Here is a 16,063-nt window from a genome sequence, read left to right as displayed (position 1 = left end):
TCCTTGTCCTTGACGCGCTTGTACGCGTTCGCCGTGAATGCGGTCCGGCCGTTGCCGCAGATCCCGAAGTGCAGAAGGCGGCTTGCCCTTCTTCACGCTGCGCGCACTAGGTTCTGTCGTCAAATGTCACGCCCACATCAGGAGTGACGCGAGCGTGACGGCCGCTTTGTAGGACTGGGCGGTTTTGTCGTAGCGGGTGGCGATGCCGCGCCACTGCTTCAGGCGGTTGAAGCACCGTTCCACGACGTTGCGGTGCCTGTAGGCCTCGCGGTCGAAGGCCGGCGGGCGGCCACCGCGACTGCCCCGCCTGGCCCGGTTGCCGACCTGGTCGGCACGCTCGGGAATCGTGTGAGGGATGCCGCGGCGGCGGAGCCAGGCGCGGATCGCTTTCGAGCTGTAGCCCTTGTCGCCCAGGACGTGATCGGGCCGGGTGCGGGGTCGCCCCGGTCCGATCCGGGGCACCCGGATCGCTTCCATCACGGCGGTGAACCGGGTGCAGTCGTTGGTGTTGCCGCCCGTGACGACGAAGCCGAGCGGACGGCCTCTGCCGTCACAGGCAAGATGAATCTTGCTGGTCAGGCCACCCCTGGACCGCCCGGGGGCCGGGTCGCGGAGCCCCCTTTTCGAGCCCCCGCCCCATGCTGGTGGGCCCGGACGATCGTGGAATCGACCGACACCAGCCACTCGATGTCGCCCGCCGCGTCCGCTTTCGCCTGGGCGGCCCGCAGCATTCGGTCGAACGTCCCGTCCGCCGCCCACCTGCGGAAACGGGTATGCAGCGTGGCCCACGGACCATAGCGCTCGGGCACGTCCCGCCAGGGCTGTCCCGGTCCGGAACTTCCACACGATCCCGTTCAGGACCCTGCGGTCGTCCAGCCGCTTCCGCCCCCGCAACGACACGGGCAGCAACGGCCGGACGAACTCCCACTCAGCATCGGACAGTTCATGGCGACGTATCACGACACCATGATCCACCAGCGATGATCATTTGAAGACACTGCCTAGTGGCCCGGCTTGTCCGTGCACCTCCGGCGCGACTGTCGCAGTCAGGGCGGTCGCCCTACGGGACGGCCGCCCTACGACCTTCGATAGCGCGCAGAATTTACAAATGCAGCATTCAACTATCGCACTGCCAAGGGCGCCTGATCGGCAGGCGGCGGAGCTCGCTCGGACGTGATCCGCCCTCGCGGTGACGCCCAAGAGCGCGGTCTGCCGAACTGGGCGGCACCCGTGGGGCATCCATGCGGAAAGGGCCGCGTCCGACCCCGGGTCAGGGAGCCGGACGGGGCCGGCACTCACGCGGCTGACACGTTCCGGATGCCGGGAGTGAGCACAAGGTGCTGGCATGAGCAGTGCGGGTCGACACACAGCACACCATGGAACATCACGGACAACACTGCGGCCTGCAGCCGAGTCTCCTGCCCCAGTTTCTCCACTATTCGTGCTACATGAGCCTTCACTGTCCGCTCCGCGATACCCAGCTCCCGCGCCAGCTGCCGGTTACCCAATCCCGTACCCAGCAGGAGAAGGACTTCCTTCTCCCGGCCCGTCAGTTGTTTGAGCCTTCCGATCCCACTCACTGGAGCGATTCCGGTTCGCCGGTACGCGCAAGCCGAATCTGCTGCATCGGACCGCTTCGACATACTGGCCCTTCCTGATCCCACTGTTCCCAGCAGAGCCCCGTGCCCTGGGTGCGGCGGCGATCACGACCCAACCTAACCCCCAGGGCTGACAGGGGCACGCTAGAAACACGGGGGCCCCTCAAGGACAGTGCCCCAAGGGACAATTTCGGCCAACTCGGTGAGCCCGTACGCTCGTTCTGCGCAATCGCAAACAGCACAACCACCGGGGGAGCTCCGTGCACAGCCGTATACCCACGCGCCGTCTCGCCGCATCCGGCATCGTCGGCGTCGCCGCCCTCGCCGCCCTGGCCCCGGCTGCGTCCGCCATGGACGCCACCGGGCATCCCAGCACCCCCGGGCCGTCGTCCAGGCCAAGCCGAATCCGACCGCGCAGCTCACCGCCAGGAGCTACACCACCTACCTGAAGCAACAAAACCTCGGCCTGGCCTCCACCGTCACCACCACCGAACTCGACAACGGGCCCGACGACGCGCTCGGCGAGGGCTCCGGGGCGCTCACCGTCCGCAACCCCGACAGCGTGCTCAGAGATCGCTGCTTGGAGTGGGCCTGCACCGACGGGACCGCATGCTCCGACATCACCGCCTACGGCGTCGAGCGTTGGAACGTCGCCACCAGGACGTACGAACCGGTCTCCTCCGTCGCGGTGGCCCCGGGCCGCATGTACCACGCCACTGTGCGCCCTGCGCTCGGCGAAACCTCGTACTTCCGGATCACCGGGACCCTCGCCGACGGCACACCGGGCGCCGTGGTGCACTACTCGGTGGCCAGGGGCTCCTACGTGTGAGTCCGGAAGCCGTGCCGACGGCTTCGCGACGGTGGCGCGGGTTCTGAGACGTCGCTTCCCATGGCGGGCCGCGGCGGTGCGGATGGTGTGCGGTTCGTCGCAGGCGGATGCTCCGGTCAGCGGGGCATCCGCCGTCCCAGCTCTCGTGCCTTCTCACGCCAGCCCGCAGCCCAGGCTCCGGCTTCGGCAGGGGCGGACAACCCGGTGACGGTGGACACCTGCACGTCTGTCATCTCGGCTTCCGGGGCGGCTCCGAGCAGTGCCCAGTCCACCGTGATCCCGGCGCGCTCTGCGAGAACCAGCACGGTGCCAGTGAAGCCTTCGGCGAGCGCGAGCCAGATGGCGTGGCTCGTTCTCCGGTGCTTCGCCAGGAGGGCGTTGACGAAGACCTCGAAGGTGTCAGGGCTGATCTGGCACTCGTCGTTCTCCATCGGACCGATGCCCGATGGGAGTTCCAGCTCCGCTTCGAAGACCGCCACCTGGCGCTGGAACATACGGGAAGCTCCGTTGGACGGGTTCCACAGTGTCTCGTCGCCGATGTCGAAGTACTGGCTCATCGCGGCACCCTCCAGCTGGTCATGACGGGCCAGCGTATCCAGCCGGATCAGTGCCGTCGCCGGCGCTACTTCTTGGCGGCATCATTCAGGCATGATCACCGTTCATCTGAAGTACGAGATCGACGCCGAGAAGCTCGACGATTTCGAGGAGTACGGTCGCCGCTGGGTCCGGCTCGTCAACCGGTTTGGCGGGACGCACCACGGCTACTTCCTGCCGAGTGAGGGCGACAGCGACATCGCCTACGCCTTGTTCTCCTTCCCCAGCCTGGCCGCGTACGAGCAGTACCGCTCGGACAGCATGTCCGACCCGGAGTGCCAGGAGGCGTTCGCGCTGGCGCGTGAGACCCGCTGCATCAAGCGCTACGAGCGCCGTTTCCTCAGGCCGCTCGACGGTCCCCCTGTCGTAGGCGTCGGCGAGGGGCGGGCGCTGGGAGAGGGATAGGGACAGGGATGCGCTGCAATCCTCGGATGCGGGACATCCTGCGGGCCACCGATGTCACCCGCCTCAGCGACCGGGACATTCCCCTCATGTTCCGTGAAGTCGTGGAGCGCGGGTGGTCCGTCACGACCTCCGGTGGGCGCGTGCTGACCGCCCTGCGGACGGAGGTGCCCGGCATCCACTCCGACCGGCTCGCGGAGGAGACGACGGTCAACGGGAGGGGGATCCCGTACCGCGTCACATCGACCGTACGGACGGTGGCGGCGGGTGAGCCGACCGACATCGAGGTCACGACCTCCGGCGACGGCACCCGGATCCAGCTCCCCGGCTCGGTCGACCGGACCACTCCCAAGGCCGTGGTGCAGTTGCTGAGTTACTGGCATCGCACGCCCGAGTCGGCGGTCTTCCGGAACACGCTGCCCATCCTGGGCGTCGACGGCCTGCCGGCTGACAACTGCACCGACTGCCGACCACCGACGTCAACGGCGTGCTGGACATCGCCGACGACCTCGCCATGATCTCCGCGTACCTGCAGGAGGGAGCGGCGCGGCGAGAGCACTCAAAGCACTGAGCGCAGGCGGAGAGCGCTCAGGGCGCCAGTCCGCAGGTGTCGGAGCTCGACGCCCCGTCCTGGCCCGTCAGCTTCACGACGGCCTTGCCGTCGGCTGTCTGGCTGTAGGCGATCGTGCAGGTCAGCTGGCGTCGGGCGGTGGTGCTCAGGGCCTTGAGGGGGAAGGGGAGGCCGGTCGTCACGGTGCCGCCCGGGGTTGTCTTCACCGTGACGGTGGTGCCGGGGCGGACGGGCGGGAGGGCCGTCGTCAGGCCGGCGGCCCGGTCCACCTCGCGCGGGCCGGCCAGCAGCGCCAGGACGGTCTTCTCCGTCGAGGGCGGGCCGGGTGTGGTGCCGGGGTCCGACTCGACGTAGTCGCCGCCGAAGCCGGCCGAGGGCCTGACCGTCCTGAGTACCGGGTTCAGCCCGCCGTCAGGGGTGCGGAAGAACAGCATCATGTCGTCGTCGCGGTTGTAGAAGGCCTCGACGGTCGCGGGGCCGCCCGCCTCGATGGGGTCGGTCTCCTGGATGCCGCAGCCGCCCAGCAGCAGCGGTACGGCGGCCGCCGCCGCGACGGTGAGGGACCCGCCCCTGGTGCGGCTCATGCGGTGGGCTCCCCGGTGTCGAGTGGGATCTCCACCGTGAAGACCGCACCGCCGTCCGGCCGGTTCCCGGCGCGGATCGTTCCGCCGTGCAGGCGTACGTTCTCCTGCGTGATCGCCAGCCCCAGGCCGCTGCCCGCCGAGCGGGTACGGGCCGCGTCGGCCTTGTAGAAGCGGTCGAAGATGTACGGGATCGATTCGGCGCGGATGCCGGGGCCCCGGTCCGTGACCTCCGTTATCAGTACGGGGGTTCCCTTCGGGCGTTCGCCGGTGCGCAGGCCCACCGTGACCGGCGCGCCGCCGTGCCGCAGGGCGTTGCCGACCAGGTTGGCGATCACGACGTCGAAGCGGCGGGGGTCGAGCCGGGCCCGGATACCGGCGGGGAGCTCGGCGTGGACCCGGCCGTCCTCGTGCCAGTGCCGGTTCTGGAGGGTCTTGCGGATCGCCTCGGCCACATCCACCTCGTCGGCGTTCAGCTCGGCCGCACGGGCGTCGAACCGGGAGATCTCCATCAGGTCCTCGACGAGTACGGCGAGCTTTCCGGTCTCCGCGCTGACCAGCCGGACCGCCCGGGCGGTGTCGGCGTCCAGGTGGTCCGCGTCCTCGTCGAGAACCTCGGTGACGGCGAGCATCCCGGCGAGAGGGGTGCGCAGTTCGTGCGAGACGTCGGAGGCGAAGCGGCGGGCGCGCGCCTCCGCCTCGCGTAGTTCGTTGACGGAGTCCTCAAGTTGGGCCGCCGATTCGTTGAACGTGCTCGCCAGGTCCGCGAGTTCGTCGTTGCCGCGCACCGCGATCCGGGTGTCGAGGCGGCCGCTGCCCATGCTGCTGGCCGCCCGGCGCAGCTCCCGCACCGGGCGCAGCACACTGCGCGCGGCGATCAGGCCGGGTACCAGCGCGACGGCCAGGCCGGGCAGAGCACCGTCGCGGGCGGCCGTGAGGAGGGCGTCGACGTTGATCTGCTCGTCGGTCATCCGCATGACGGCGTACAGGACGAGCCCGCTGGGGAGCGTGCTGTACGGGCCGGTCTTGAAGACCGTGGGCATCGCGATCGTCAGGTACGGGACGCCGTCCTTGACGACCCGCTCGAAGCCGCCGTACGGGTTGGCCAGCGCGGCCCGGCGCAGTTGGGGCGTGATGACGGTGGAGACGGGGTTCTCGCCGGAGGAGGCGCGGAGCGAACCGTACTCGGCGAACACCACCCAGGGGCGCGGTTTGCCCTTGCGGGCGAGGTCGCGCAGGACCTCCTCAAGCCCCTCCCCCTGGATGGGGAGGCCGAAGCCCGTCTGCTGGACCTGCTCGCGGAACGTGGCGACCGCCGTGTCCTGGGTGGTCTTCAGCAGCGCGTTGCGCGCCTCCCGGTAGGTCAGCGCGGACGTCGTGCCCGCGCTGACGGCGGCGACCAGGAGGAAGGCGGCCAGCAGGCGGGTGCGCAGGCCGAACGCCCGGATCCGGGAACGCGGGGCGGTGGCCGTGCGCGAACGCCGGGCGGTGAACAGCCGTGAACGCGGGACGGTGAACATCCGGGAACGCGGGGCGGTGGTCACAGCGGGCCGAAGCGGTAGCCGAAGCCCCGCAGGGTCTGGACGTAGCGGGGGCTGCCGGCCTCGGGCTCGATCTTGCCGCGCAGCCGGGCGACACAGGCGTCGACCAGCCGGGCATCGGCGTGGAACGTGTGCTCCCAGACGCTCTCCAGGAGTTGCTGCCTGCTGAACACCTGCTCGGGGGCGGCGGACAGGTGCAGCAGGAGCCTCAGCTCCGAGGGGGCGAGCGACAGCGGCCGGCCCGCCTTGGTGACCGTCAGCCCGACCCGGTCGATGGTGAGCTCGCCGTACACGTCGATGGCCGGGCGGCCCGGTCCGCTGTCGTCCATGCGGCGCAGTACGGCACGGATCCGCGCCTCGATCACCTCGGGGCGGGCGGGCTTGACGATGTAGTCGTCGGCGCCTGCCTCCAGGCCGATGACCACGTCGAAGTCGTCCCCGCGCGCGGTGAGCATGATGATCGGCAGCTGGCTGTTCTCGCGGACCTGACGGCAGACCTGTACGCCGTTCATCCCGGGCAGCATCAGGTCCAGCAGGAGCAGGTCGGGGCGGAACTCGGCCAGCGCGGCGAGGCCGTCCTCGCCGGTCGCGGCCGCCCGTACGTCGTGGCCGCGGCGGCGCAGGCCGAGCTCGACCCCCTCGCGTACGGCGGGGTCGTCCTCGATGAGGAGCACGCGGGGCATCGGCGGTTCTCCCTGGGGGTGCTGGTGAGGTGGCGGGTGGTTACCGGTGGTGGGGGCGTGGGCGGTGGTGGGGGCGTTGCTTCAGCGGCGTTTCAAGTACGCCTGGAAGGCACGGTGAAGCGCATGGTTGGCGCTGCCGCCCACGGGCCTCTCCCATTCCCCCAGCGTCTCGACGACCTGTCCCCCGGTGCCGAGCTTCCACCGCAGCAATCCGTACGCACGTTCCGCCGGATCGAGAGTGGAGGGTACCCCGCGCATGTCGTAGACGTCCGCGCCGCCCGCGTGGGCGTCCAGCAGCATCCGCCACTGCAACGCGTTCGAGGGCCGGACCTCGCGGCGGTGGTCGGCCGAGGCACCGGTCTGGTACCAGGCCCGGCGGCCCACCGTGATCAGCGCGTGGGCGGCGAGGATCTCGCCCTGGTGACGGGCCAGGTACAGCTTCATCCGGCCCGGTTCCTCGGCGTTGAGCGCGGCGTACTGGCGCTCGTAGTAGGCGAGCGAGCGGCCGAGCCGGAAGCCGTCGCGCCGCTCGGTGAGCGCGAGCAGCCGGCAGAACTCGGGGAGGTCCGCCGCGCTCCCCACCACCACCTCCACGCCCTCCTTCCGGGCCCGCCGGACATTGCGGCGCCACTCCTGGTTGAGCCCGGACCACAGGTCCTCGGTCGTGCGTCCGGCGAGCGGCACCTGGAAGACGTGCCGGGGCTGGGCGTCACCGCCCCCGCCCCCGGCTCCTCCTCCCCCGGTTCTCCCGCCCCCGTCGCCGCCGGCTCCGTCCGTGCCGGTCGCGCCGCCGCCGCAGCGGCGCCAGCCCCGGGCCCGCAGCCGCTCGGCGACGGCGGTGCCGAGCGGGTCGACCTCACTGGCGAGGACGTCGCCCAGGCGGCGGCCCGGGCCGGTGAGCGGCTTGAGCCGGGCCGCGCTCCAGCGCCGGTGGGCGGGTGACGGGCCGATGCGTACGGCAAAGGCGCCGGTGCGGCGCAGGTGCTCCAGGAGCGGGGTGAGCCAGGCATCGAGGTCCGGATCGCTCCAGTCGGCCACGGGGCCTTCGGGGAGGTACGCGAAGTGCTTACGGGTGCCGGGGAACTGGCGCAGCAACACCAGTGCCACGCCCGTCAGTTCACCCGCCTCCGGGTCCGGGCCCCAGCCGAGCAGCTGGGCGCGCCAGCCCTCCTTGACGTCGGCCCATGACGGGCACTGGAGGAAACCGGCGCCGAGGGCCTCGCCGTGCGGGGAGGCGAGGAACGCGCGGTAGGTCCGCGCGGTGATGGGGCTCAGGACGACGTCCCGGTTCCTGTCGCCGTCGCCGTTTCGGCTGGGGCGTGCGGGGCTGGACGACGACGGCACGAGCAGCGCTGACACGGTCTGGCCTCTCCTTCTCCCCGGCACCTGTCGCGGGGACGGCTCCCCCGGGCGTCTCCCGGGGACGGCTCCCCGGGCCTCTCTCGGGGATGCAGAGGATGCTCACAGCGGTACATGACCGCTCCGCGCGGCGAATGTGACCGGACCATGACCGTTCCTCACCAGTCGCCGTCACACTGCTCCGTAGCCTCTGACCTCAGGTTTTCCGGCTCTACAGTCACGACATCGCCGATCGAACCGCCCTGGTGGCCGGTGCGGCTCTCGTCGCTCTTCCGGAGGTCCCGTTGTCCCGCATCCGTGTACTCGCTCATGCCCGCGTCCGGGCCGCCGTCGTCGCCGCCCTGCTGGCGCCGCTCGCCGCCTGCTCGCCGGCCGCCTCCCCCGGCGCCCCGGTCACCGAGGTGACTCCGAGCCCCGACGACCGCCCCGTCACGGTCACCGTCACGCCCGCGGGGACGAAGGCCGCGGCCGGTGAACCCGTACGGGTCACGGCCACCGGCGGCCGTCTCACCTCGGTGACCGTCACCGACGCCGAGGGTCACCAACTCACCGGCCGGGCCGCCGCCGACGGCCGGTCCTGGGTCTCCCACCGCAAGGCCGTACCCGGCACTGCGTACACGGTGAAGGCGGCGACCCGCACCGTAGGCGGCACCGCCAGAAGCACCGAGGCCGGCTTCACCACAGCGCCGGCGGAGAAGGTCAACAAGGTGGACTGGCGGCCGGGTACCGGCTCCACCGTCGGCGTAGCCCAGCCGGTCTCGCTGGTCTTCGACCACCCGGTCAAGAACCGGGCCGAGGTCGAGAAGCAGCTCCGGATCACCACCTCGAACGACACCGAGGGCTCCTGGGGCTGGATACGCGACTGGTCGGGCCGGGACCGGGTGGACTGGCGGCCCCGGACGTACTGGAAGCCCGGAACCGAGGTCACGCTGAAGGCCGAACTGAACGGCACCGACTCCGGAGCGGCCGGCGGCTGGTTCGTACGCGACTACACGACGGCCTTCACCATCGGCGACCGCCAGATCGTCGAGGTCGACCTCGACCGCCACCAGCTCTCCCTCGTACGCGACGGGAGGACGGTCCGCCGCATCCCGGTCTCCGGCGGCACACCCGGCGGCGACAAGCGTTCCTGGCGCGGGACCGCCGTCCTCATGGCCAAGGAGGGCACGATCAACATGAACTCCGAGACGGTGGGCCTCGGCAACGCCTACGACAAGATGGTCGACCACTCGATGCGGCTGACCTGGTCGGGCATGTACGCGCACGCCGCCCCGTGGAACGCCAAGCACTTCGGCCGGTCCAACCAGAGCTCCGGGTGCATAGGGATGAGCGACGCGGACGCCGCCTGGTTCTACGCGCAGGTACGGCCGGGCGACCCGTTCGAGATCACCGGCAAGGACACCAAGGGCATGGTCGACCCCGGGAACGGCTTCGGCGCGTGGAACCTCTCGTGGGCCGCGTGGCAGCAGCGGAGCGCGCTGCGCTGAGCGGGGCACGGGGGTAGCGCTGGGACGGGGACGGTGGGCCGATCGGCTCAGGGGCGGCGAGCCTCGCTCGTACGGACAGCGCTCGGTGGAGGATGACCGGGGCCGGCGAACTTGGGCGCAGGGCTGCCGGCACCGCACCGCCGCGTGGAGAGGCCCCGCCATGAAACCGTCCGAGCCGGTCCGTGACGGCCGCTACGGCGAGACCTTCTTCAGCCCCGAAGCGGCGGGCGAAGGCGAACGCATCGACTTCGGGGCCCTCGCCTACGACGACATCACCCTGGCACGGCTGCGGGCGCTCGGGGCCGGCCCGGGGTGGTACTGCCTCGACGTGGGGGCCGGTACCGGTACGGTCTCCCGCCGGCTGCTGGAGGAGGCGGGGGTGGCGAGCGTGCTCGCCGTGGACCGCGACGTACGGTTCCTCGCGGCGCGGGCCGTTCCGGGGCTGGACGTGCGGGAGGCCGACATCACGGGCGCCGGCTTCGCCCCCGGCCCGTTCCAGCTCGTCCACGCGCGGTTCGTGCTGATGCACCTGCCCGAGCACGAACGCCTGATCACCGCACTGGCCGAACGCGTGGCGCCCGGCGGTGTGCTGGTGCTCAGCGACGCGGTCGATCTGACGAGCGACCGGACGCCCGACTCGCCGTACACCTCGGTGATGCGGGCGATGTGGCGGGGGCTGCGGTCCACCATCGGCACCGATGTCTCCTGGGTGCCGTCGTACCCGCACCTGCTGCGCGGGGCGGGGCTCGAACCCGTCGCCGCCGAGATCCATGTGCCGCCGCTCCAGCCGGGCAGCCCCATCAGCCGGTTCTGGGCGGACACCTGGGAGCGCAGCAGGCAGGCGATGGTCGCCACCGGCCTGGTCGACGACGCCGCTGTCGACGCGGCGATCCGGTACCTGGGGTCGGACGCGTGCGCCGCCCTGTCGGCCGGGATGCTCACCGTGTGGGGCTGGAAGCCCGAAGAGGACTGATCAGGGAGGCGCGTCGCCCCGCTCCGCCGTCGTGTCGAGGAGTTCCCGCAGGTCCTTGAGCCGGTCCAGGCCCTTCACCGCGCGGGCCGTGCGGTGGTTGGCGGCGAGGCGGGTGCGGTGGCGGTGGAGGAAGGACCAGTAACCGGCGGTGTACGGGCAGGCCTCCTCGCCGGTGCGGTGGTCGGGGCGGTAGGCGCAGGGGGCGCAGAAGTCGCTCATCTTCTTGATGTACGCGCCGCCCGAGGTGTACGGCTTGGTCGTCATCATGCCGCCGTCGGCGTACTGGGACATGCCGACCACGTTCGGGAGCATCACCCAGTCGTAGCCGTCGACGAAACAGCGGTGGAACCAGTCGGTGACGGCCGCCGGGTCCCAGCCGTCCTGGAGGGCGCGGCTGCCGAGCACCATCAGGCGGGGGATGTGGTGGGTCCAGCCGGTGTCCCGTACCTGGGCGAGGACCGTGGACAGGCAGTTGGCGGTGACCGCGTCGGCGTCCAGGTCGAGGAACCAGTCCGGCAGCGGGGCTTTGTGGCGCAGGGCGTTGCGGTGGCGGTACTCCTCGCCGAAGTGCCAGTACAGGTGCCAGACGTACTCGCGCCAGCCCGCGATCTGCCGCACGAAGCCCTCGACGCTGTTGAGGGGCGCGTCGCCCGAGCGGTACGCCTCCTCGGCCAGCTCCACACACTCGGCCGGGTCCAGGAGGCCGAGGTTCAGGGGTACGGAGAGGAGGCTGTGGCTCATCACCGGGTCGGCCGCCAGCATCGCGTCCTCGTGACGGCCGAAGCCGGCCAGGCGGTGGGCGACGAAGTGGCGGAGTGCGGTACGGGCCTCGCGCCGGGTGGCGGGGAAGCTCCTCGGGCCGTCCCGGCCGACGAAGGAGACGTCGCCGTCGCGCTCCCAGCGGTCGAGGTCGCGGCGGACCTCGTCGTCGATGTCGTCCTCGCTCGGCCGCCAGGGGCCCCGGACGTCGAGGGTGTCCTGTCCCCGGGGCGGGGGTTCGCGGTTGTCGTGGTCCAGGTTCCACCGTCCGCCTGCCGGGTGGTCGCCGTCCATGAGCAGGTCGTGCCGCTCGCGCACCCAGTGGTAGAAGCCCTCCAGCCGGAGGGACTGGGGCTGCCCGCCGCCCTTCTCCCCCTTCCCGCTCCCCTTCCCCTTGTTCCGTCCCGCCCACTCGGCGAAGTCGTCGTGGCTCACCAGGAAGCCCTTCGCGGGAAGGATCTCGACGCCCTCCAGGCCGCCCACGAAGTCCAGCGCCCGGCGGGAGGTGGGGTGGCGGACGGTCAGGGGGCTCGATGCCCGGCGTCCGCGTACCTTCTCCAGGCCCTCCGTGTACGTCTCGGCCTGGACATAGGTGACCCGGTCGCCCAGCTCGGCGGCACGGTGCCGCATCGCCGAGAGGACCAGGTGCGCCTTCGCCCGGTGGAAGCGGCGCAGGCGCAGCACCGAGCGCGCCTCGATCATGACCACCGGGGCCTTGTCGTCCGGGCCGCCGTGGCGCGGATCGAGGAAGTGCGGGCCCAGCTGGTCCCCGAACAGCCAGTGGGGGCGTGGTGCCATGCGGGGTGCCATGGGAGGAGCCGCCTCTCGCGTCCGGTGTCCGGCCCCGTCGATCCCGGCAGCCTCCGCCGATGCTGGCAGTCTCCGCCCGCATGCGTACGGCGACACTCCGTTGCGTACCGCGACACTCCGTCGCGGGTCCCTCGCGTCGTTCCGCCCGGCCACCGCCGTAGGGTCGAGGCCGTGAACCGGCTCCCCGAACAGCCCGAACAGCCCGAACAGCAGGCGCTCTTCGGCTGGGAGGACACCGTTCCCGCCGATCCGGCGGACCGTGGCGGCGGGTTCCGGGACAGTCCGCGGGCCCGCCGGATGCTGAACGTACGGGAGGTCTACGCGGAGCCCGCCGCGCTCGCCTCCCCGCGCGGCCGGCAGATCCTGGCGCGGCTGCCGGGCGTCCCCGTCACCGAGGTGGCCGGGCACTGGCGCATCCCCTCCCTCCACGGCAACGACGGCAACATCGCCCGCTGGACCCGGATCAAGACCGAGACCCTGGTCCTGGGCGTCCGGCAGTCCCTCACCACCCGGCCCAACGGCAGGTCGGCCGACTGGATCGCGCCCGGTGCCTCCAACGGCTGCGCCATGGCATGCGCGTACTGCTACGTCCCGCGCCGCAAGGGTTACGCCAACCCGATCACCCTGTTCACCAACATCGAGGCGATCACCGCCCATGTACGGCGTCATGTGCGGTCGCAGGGACCCAAGTCGGAGCCGAATCAGTGCGATCCGCACGCCTGGGTGTACGACATCGGCGAGAACGGCGACTGCTCCGTCGACGACCTGATCTGCGACAACACCGCCGACCTCATCGCCACGTTCCGCGAACTGCCCACCGCCAAGGCCTCGTTCGCCACCAAGTTCGTCAATCCCGATCTGCTCGCGCTCGATCCGCGGGGCCGCACCCGGGTGCGCTTCTCGGTGATGCCCGCGGACGACTCCCGGCTGCTGGACCTCCGTACCAGCCCGGTCGCGGAGCGCATCGCGGCCGCCGCCGACTTCCTGGACGCGGGGTACGAGGTCCACTTCAACCTCTCGCCCGTGGTGCTGCGGCCCGGCTGGCAGCGAGACTGGGCCGAGCTGCTGGACCAGCTGGACGATGTCCTGCCCGGCCGGGTGAAGGCGCAGGCGGCCGCCGAGATCATCATGCTGACCCACAACCAGCAGCTCCACGAGGTCAACCTGGGCTGGCACCCGCGGGCGGAGGAGGTCCTGTGGCAGCCGGCCGCGCAGGAGACGAAGCGCTCGGAGAACGGCGCCCTCAACGTCCGCTACGCCCGCGACATCAAGCGCGACGCCCTCGCCCGGCTGCGGGAGCTGATCGCGGAGCACGCGCCGTGGCTGCACGTGCGGTACGCCTTCTGAGGCCTGGCCGGACGACCTCCCCCGGGCGTCCAGTGGTGCCTACCGCGCCTTGTCCTCGGCGAGGGTGTGGGCGACCAGGGCGTTGGCGTGGCCGTGGCCCAGGGCGTGTTCGGTCTTGAGCCAGGTGACCAGTTCCCCGTGCTTGGTGAGCGGGGAGGCACGGATGAGGTCCTTCCACTCGGCGACCGGGCGGCCGTACTTCTTCTCGATCGAGGGGAAATAGCTGGCAGGGCCCTTCACGGCGTCGGTCATGGGGTGTCCCGTCTGTCGAGTCGGAGGGTGCGGGGTGATGTCGTTGTCGCTGCGCTGTACCTATGACGAGTGGCGGGCCTCGAAGTCATCGGAGCGAGCCGGATCCGGCCGTGTGGTCCGCGTCACAGGGCCTAGAGCAGCGAGACGACCGCCGGGCCGAACGCCGCGCCGAGCAGGTAGCAGAGGTTGAACAACCCGATCGCCGCCGGCCGTTCCTCGTCGGGCACGGCCTGGGTGGAGTGGACCGCGAAGACGCCCTGTCCGGAGGCGGCCGCGATCGAGACGAGAGCCTGTGCGACGAGCAGCGGCACCGCGACGACGCTCACCGACGCCAGCAGGAACGCCAGCGCCGACGAGATCAGGAAGACGGGGCTGCGTACCACCACCGCCGGTACGAACCCCTGCGGCCTGTGCCGCAGATGCCGCACGAGCGCGGCGATCGCCAGTACGGAGAGGAGCCCGGCGACCGGCGGGTGGTGCGGGACGAGGACCAGAGCCGTGACCACGGCGGTGAGCAGGACCGCGCCGAGCCCGTCGAAGGCGGCGGTTGAGGCGGGGCGGGTGGAGACCCGGCCGATGACGACGAGCAGGCCGATCAGGCTCAGCGCGGGCAGGGCGAGCGTGGCCTGCCAGGTCAGCGCGTCGTTGACCAGCGACCCGGCCAGCGGCGCGGTGGAGCCGACCACCGCGAGCGAGGCGGTGACGAGGCCCATCGAGCGGGCGGAGTCCGTCAGGCTCATCGCGATGGAGGTCAGCCCGGCGGTGCCGAGCGCCTGGAGCACGCAGCCGGTGATGACGGCCGGCAGCGCCGGCACGGTGAGCACCAGGAGCGCGCCGAGCAGGACCAGCGCCCCGCAGACGCCGAGCGCGGCCCGGGCTCCGCGGTGCCGCAGCAGGCCGGTCATCAGGGGGGTGCCCACCGCGATGCCCCAGCCGAAGGCCGTCACGCCCCAGGTGACGGTTCCGGTGGTGGTGGAGAGGTCCCGGGCGATGTCGTCCAGGACCAGCGCGGGCCCGGCGATACCGAACGAGAGGGGGCCGGCCATCAGCGCCAGCCAGGGGTTGGGGATGCGCGGGGTATCGGGTCCGGGTGCGTCCGCGTACGGGTCCGCATAGGCGTAAGTGTCCGCGTCCGCGTCCGCCGGATGCCCCGGGCCCCGGCCTGCGGGGGATTCACTCATCGGTCCTCCAGAGGTGAGGGACGGCCCGGTCCGGGTCAGGCGGACAGCGTCGGGTAGTCGGTGTAGCCACGGTGGTCGCCGCCGAAGTACGTGGACGGGTCAGCCTGGTTGAACGGGCCGCCGGACCGGATGCGGCGGGGCAGGTCCGGGTTGGCGAGCCAGAGGGAGGCGAGGCTGACGGCGTCGGCGAGGCCGTCCCGCAGGACGTCCCGCGCGGCCTCGGGGGTCACCGAGGGCTCCGTACCCGTCCGGTGCGGGTTGAGGATGAGCGTGCCCGGCCACCCGGACCGGATCAGCTCGGTGACCTCGCGGTGGCCGAACTCCATGATGTGGACGTACGCGAGCCCGTACGGCGCCAGGGTGCGGATCAGTGTGCCGTACAGCTCGGCCGGGTCGCTCTCGCTGACGCCCTCGCTGGTGGACCCGGGGGAGATCCGGATGCCCACGCGCTCGGGCCCGATCGCGTGGGCGACGGCCCGTACCACCTCGTCGGCGAACCGCACCCGGTTCTCCACCGAGCCGCCGTCGGCGTCGGTGCGGTGGTTGGAGCCGTCGGCGAGGAACTGCTGGATCAGATAGCCGTTGGCCCCGTGCAGCTCCACCCCGTCGAACCCGGCGTCCATCGCGTACCGCGCGGCGGAGACGAAGTCCGCCACGGCCCACCCCACCGAGCTCCTGTACGGGGAGTGTCTGCGCCGCGCCCGACGGCCCAACGAGGCCCGGGAGGTGCTGCGTTCCGCCCTGGCCACCTTCGAGCAGCTGCGGGCGGAGCCCTGGGTGCGGCGGGCCGCCGCCGAGCTGCGGGCCGCCGGTGAGCGCCGGGTGGCCGCGCGGGTCCCGGCGGAGAACCCGATCGACCGGCTGACCCCGCAGGAGCTCCAGGTGGTGCGGCTCGCCCGGGGCGGCAGCAGCAGCCGGGAGATCGCCGCGCAGCTGTTCCTCAGCCGGCGCACGGTCGAGCACCACCTCTACAAGGCGTATCCGAAGCTGGGTGTGGGCTCACGGCGGGAACTCGCACGTCTCGACCTGGGCTGAGCCGACCTGAGCTGGGTGCGCAACGCCCTACGGCCGTGGCCGGTGAGGGGATCAACTCCCG

The 16,063-nt window shown here is 71.5% G+C and carries 18 protein-coding genes and 2 pseudogenes; 7 read left to right on the top strand and 13 right to left on the bottom strand.

Features of this window, described 5'->3' with window-relative positions:
* Window positions 1–126: 126 nt before the first annotated feature.
* The 4 genes and pseudogenes from R2B67_RS19070 to R2B67_RS19065 all read right to left on the bottom strand — a co-directional run bounded on the left by R2B67_RS19070 (window position 127) and on the right by R2B67_RS19065 (window position 1,643).
* On the bottom strand, window positions 127–684 hold the full coding sequence (locus R2B67_RS19070) for an IS5 family transposase (protein WP_398869624.1): 558 nt from the start codon (window positions 682–684) through the stop codon (window positions 127–129).
* Entirely contained in the window at window positions 576–809 is a 234-nt protein-coding gene (locus R2B67_RS36045; RefSeq protein WP_398869622.1) for a hypothetical protein, read from the bottom strand. The genes R2B67_RS19070 and R2B67_RS36045 overlap by 109 nt, the downstream gene beginning before the upstream one ends.
* Window positions 810–840: 31 nt before the next feature.
* A pseudogene (locus R2B67_RS36040) lies at window positions 841–960 on the bottom strand (transposase); the annotation flags it as partial.
* Window positions 961–1,295: 335 nt separating this feature from the next.
* Entirely contained in the window at window positions 1,296–1,643 is a 348-nt protein-coding gene (locus tag R2B67_RS19065) for a helix-turn-helix domain-containing protein (protein WP_237326702.1), read from the bottom strand.
* Between the two features lie 157 nt (window positions 1,644–1,800).
* Between R2B67_RS19065 and R2B67_RS19060 the strand changes: the two genes are divergently transcribed.
* Window positions 1,801–2,427, top strand: coding sequence for a hypothetical protein (locus R2B67_RS19060; protein ID WP_317819739.1), 627 nt, complete (start codon window positions 1,801–1,803; stop codon window positions 2,425–2,427).
* A gap of 116 nt (window positions 2,428–2,543) precedes the next feature.
* Here the strand turns inward: R2B67_RS19060 and R2B67_RS19055 are convergent, their stop codons facing one another.
* Window positions 2,544–2,984: a DUF6086 family protein gene (locus R2B67_RS19055; RefSeq protein ID WP_317819738.1), complete on the bottom strand. Its 441-nt coding sequence runs from the start codon at window positions 2,982–2,984 to the stop codon at window positions 2,544–2,546.
* 91 nt (window positions 2,985–3,075) lie between these two features.
* Here R2B67_RS19055 and R2B67_RS19050 point away from each other — a divergent pair, with 91 nt between their 5' ends.
* Both R2B67_RS19050 and R2B67_RS19045 read left to right on the top strand, forming a co-directional pair.
* Window positions 3,076–3,426: an NIPSNAP family protein gene (locus R2B67_RS19050; RefSeq protein WP_317819737.1), complete on the top strand. Its 351-nt coding sequence runs from the start codon at window positions 3,076–3,078 to the stop codon at window positions 3,424–3,426.
* An 8-nt stretch (window positions 3,427–3,434) separates the two neighbouring features.
* Window positions 3,435–3,941 (top strand): hypothetical protein, encoded by a 507-nt coding sequence (locus R2B67_RS19045; RefSeq protein WP_317819736.1) that lies wholly within the window; start codon window positions 3,435–3,437, stop codon window positions 3,939–3,941.
* Window positions 3,942–4,011: 70 nt separating this feature from the next.
* Here the strand turns inward: R2B67_RS19045 and R2B67_RS19040 are convergent, their stop codons facing one another.
* From R2B67_RS19040 to R2B67_RS19025, 4 genes are all read right to left on the bottom strand, one after another.
* Entirely contained in the window at window positions 4,012–4,578 is a 567-nt protein-coding gene (locus R2B67_RS19040) for a hypothetical protein (protein ID WP_317819735.1), read from the bottom strand.
* The gene (locus R2B67_RS19035; RefSeq protein WP_381074333.1) at window positions 4,575–6,095 is read right to left on the bottom strand and encodes an ATP-binding protein; all 1,521 of its coding nucleotides are present in this window, start codon (window positions 6,093–6,095) and stop codon (window positions 4,575–4,577) included. Before R2B67_RS19035 ends, R2B67_RS19040 begins: the two co-directional genes overlap by 4 nt.
* Before the next feature lie 20 nt (window positions 6,096–6,115).
* Window positions 6,116–6,799 carry a response regulator gene (locus R2B67_RS19030; protein ID WP_018514082.1) on the bottom strand — a complete coding sequence of 228 codons (684 nt, stop codon included), beginning with the start codon at window positions 6,797–6,799 and terminating at the stop codon, window positions 6,116–6,118.
* Window positions 6,800–6,880: 81 nt separating this feature from the next.
* The gene (locus R2B67_RS19025; RefSeq protein ID WP_317819732.1) at window positions 6,881–8,158 is read right to left on the bottom strand and encodes a lipid II:glycine glycyltransferase FemX; all 1,278 of its coding nucleotides are present in this window, start codon (window positions 8,156–8,158) and stop codon (window positions 6,881–6,883) included.
* A gap of 284 nt (window positions 8,159–8,442) precedes the next feature.
* Between R2B67_RS19025 and R2B67_RS19020 the strand changes: the two genes are divergently transcribed.
* Both R2B67_RS19020 and R2B67_RS19015 read left to right on the top strand, forming a co-directional pair.
* Window positions 8,443–9,645, top strand: coding sequence for a L,D-transpeptidase (locus R2B67_RS19020; protein WP_317819730.1), 1,203 nt, complete (start codon window positions 8,443–8,445; stop codon window positions 9,643–9,645).
* Between the two features lie 160 nt (window positions 9,646–9,805).
* On the top strand, window positions 9,806–10,618 hold the full coding sequence (locus R2B67_RS19015) for a class I SAM-dependent methyltransferase (protein WP_317819728.1): 813 nt from the start codon (window positions 9,806–9,808) through the stop codon (window positions 10,616–10,618).
* Here R2B67_RS19015 and R2B67_RS19010 read toward each other — a convergent pair whose 3' ends face one another.
* Window positions 10,619–12,175: a cryptochrome/photolyase family protein gene (locus tag R2B67_RS19010; RefSeq protein WP_317819726.1), complete on the bottom strand. Its 1,557-nt coding sequence runs from the start codon at window positions 12,173–12,175 to the stop codon at window positions 10,619–10,621.
* A 183-nt stretch (window positions 12,176–12,358) separates the two neighbouring features.
* Here R2B67_RS19010 and R2B67_RS19005 point away from each other — a divergent pair, with 183 nt between their 5' ends.
* Window positions 12,359–13,534: a spore photoproduct lyase family protein gene (locus R2B67_RS19005; protein ID WP_317819724.1), complete on the top strand. Its 1,176-nt coding sequence runs from the start codon at window positions 12,359–12,361 to the stop codon at window positions 13,532–13,534.
* A 39-nt stretch (window positions 13,535–13,573) separates the two neighbouring features.
* Here the strand turns inward: R2B67_RS19005 and R2B67_RS19000 are convergent, their stop codons facing one another.
* The 3 genes from R2B67_RS19000 to R2B67_RS18990 form a co-directional block, all read right to left on the bottom strand.
* Window positions 13,574–13,786, bottom strand: coding sequence for a DUF4287 domain-containing protein (locus R2B67_RS19000; protein WP_018514076.1), 213 nt, complete (start codon window positions 13,784–13,786; stop codon window positions 13,574–13,576).
* Window positions 13,787–13,917: 131 nt separating this feature from the next.
* Window positions 13,918–14,967 carry an MFS transporter gene (locus R2B67_RS18995; protein ID WP_317819722.1) on the bottom strand — a complete coding sequence of 350 codons (1,050 nt, stop codon included), beginning with the start codon at window positions 14,965–14,967 and terminating at the stop codon, window positions 13,918–13,920.
* 35 nt (window positions 14,968–15,002) lie between these two features.
* The gene (locus R2B67_RS18990; protein ID WP_317819721.1) at window positions 15,003–15,590 is read right to left on the bottom strand and encodes an oxidoreductase; all 588 of its coding nucleotides are present in this window, start codon (window positions 15,588–15,590) and stop codon (window positions 15,003–15,005) included.
* 43 nt (window positions 15,591–15,633) lie between these two features.
* Between R2B67_RS18990 and R2B67_RS18985 the strand changes: the two are divergent.
* Window positions 15,634–16,002 (top strand): annotated as a pseudogene (locus tag R2B67_RS18985) (helix-turn-helix transcriptional regulator); the annotation flags it as partial.
* Window positions 16,003–16,063: the final 61 nt, after the last annotated feature.

Source organism: Streptomyces cyaneofuscatus (genome assembly GCF_033109485.1).
GTDB classification, from domain to species: domain Bacteria; phylum Actinomycetota; class Actinomycetes; order Streptomycetales; family Streptomycetaceae; genus Streptomyces; species Streptomyces cyaneofuscatus.
The sequence above is the reverse complement of the archived record's forward strand: the minus strand, read 5'-3'. Positions and strand labels throughout refer to the sequence as shown.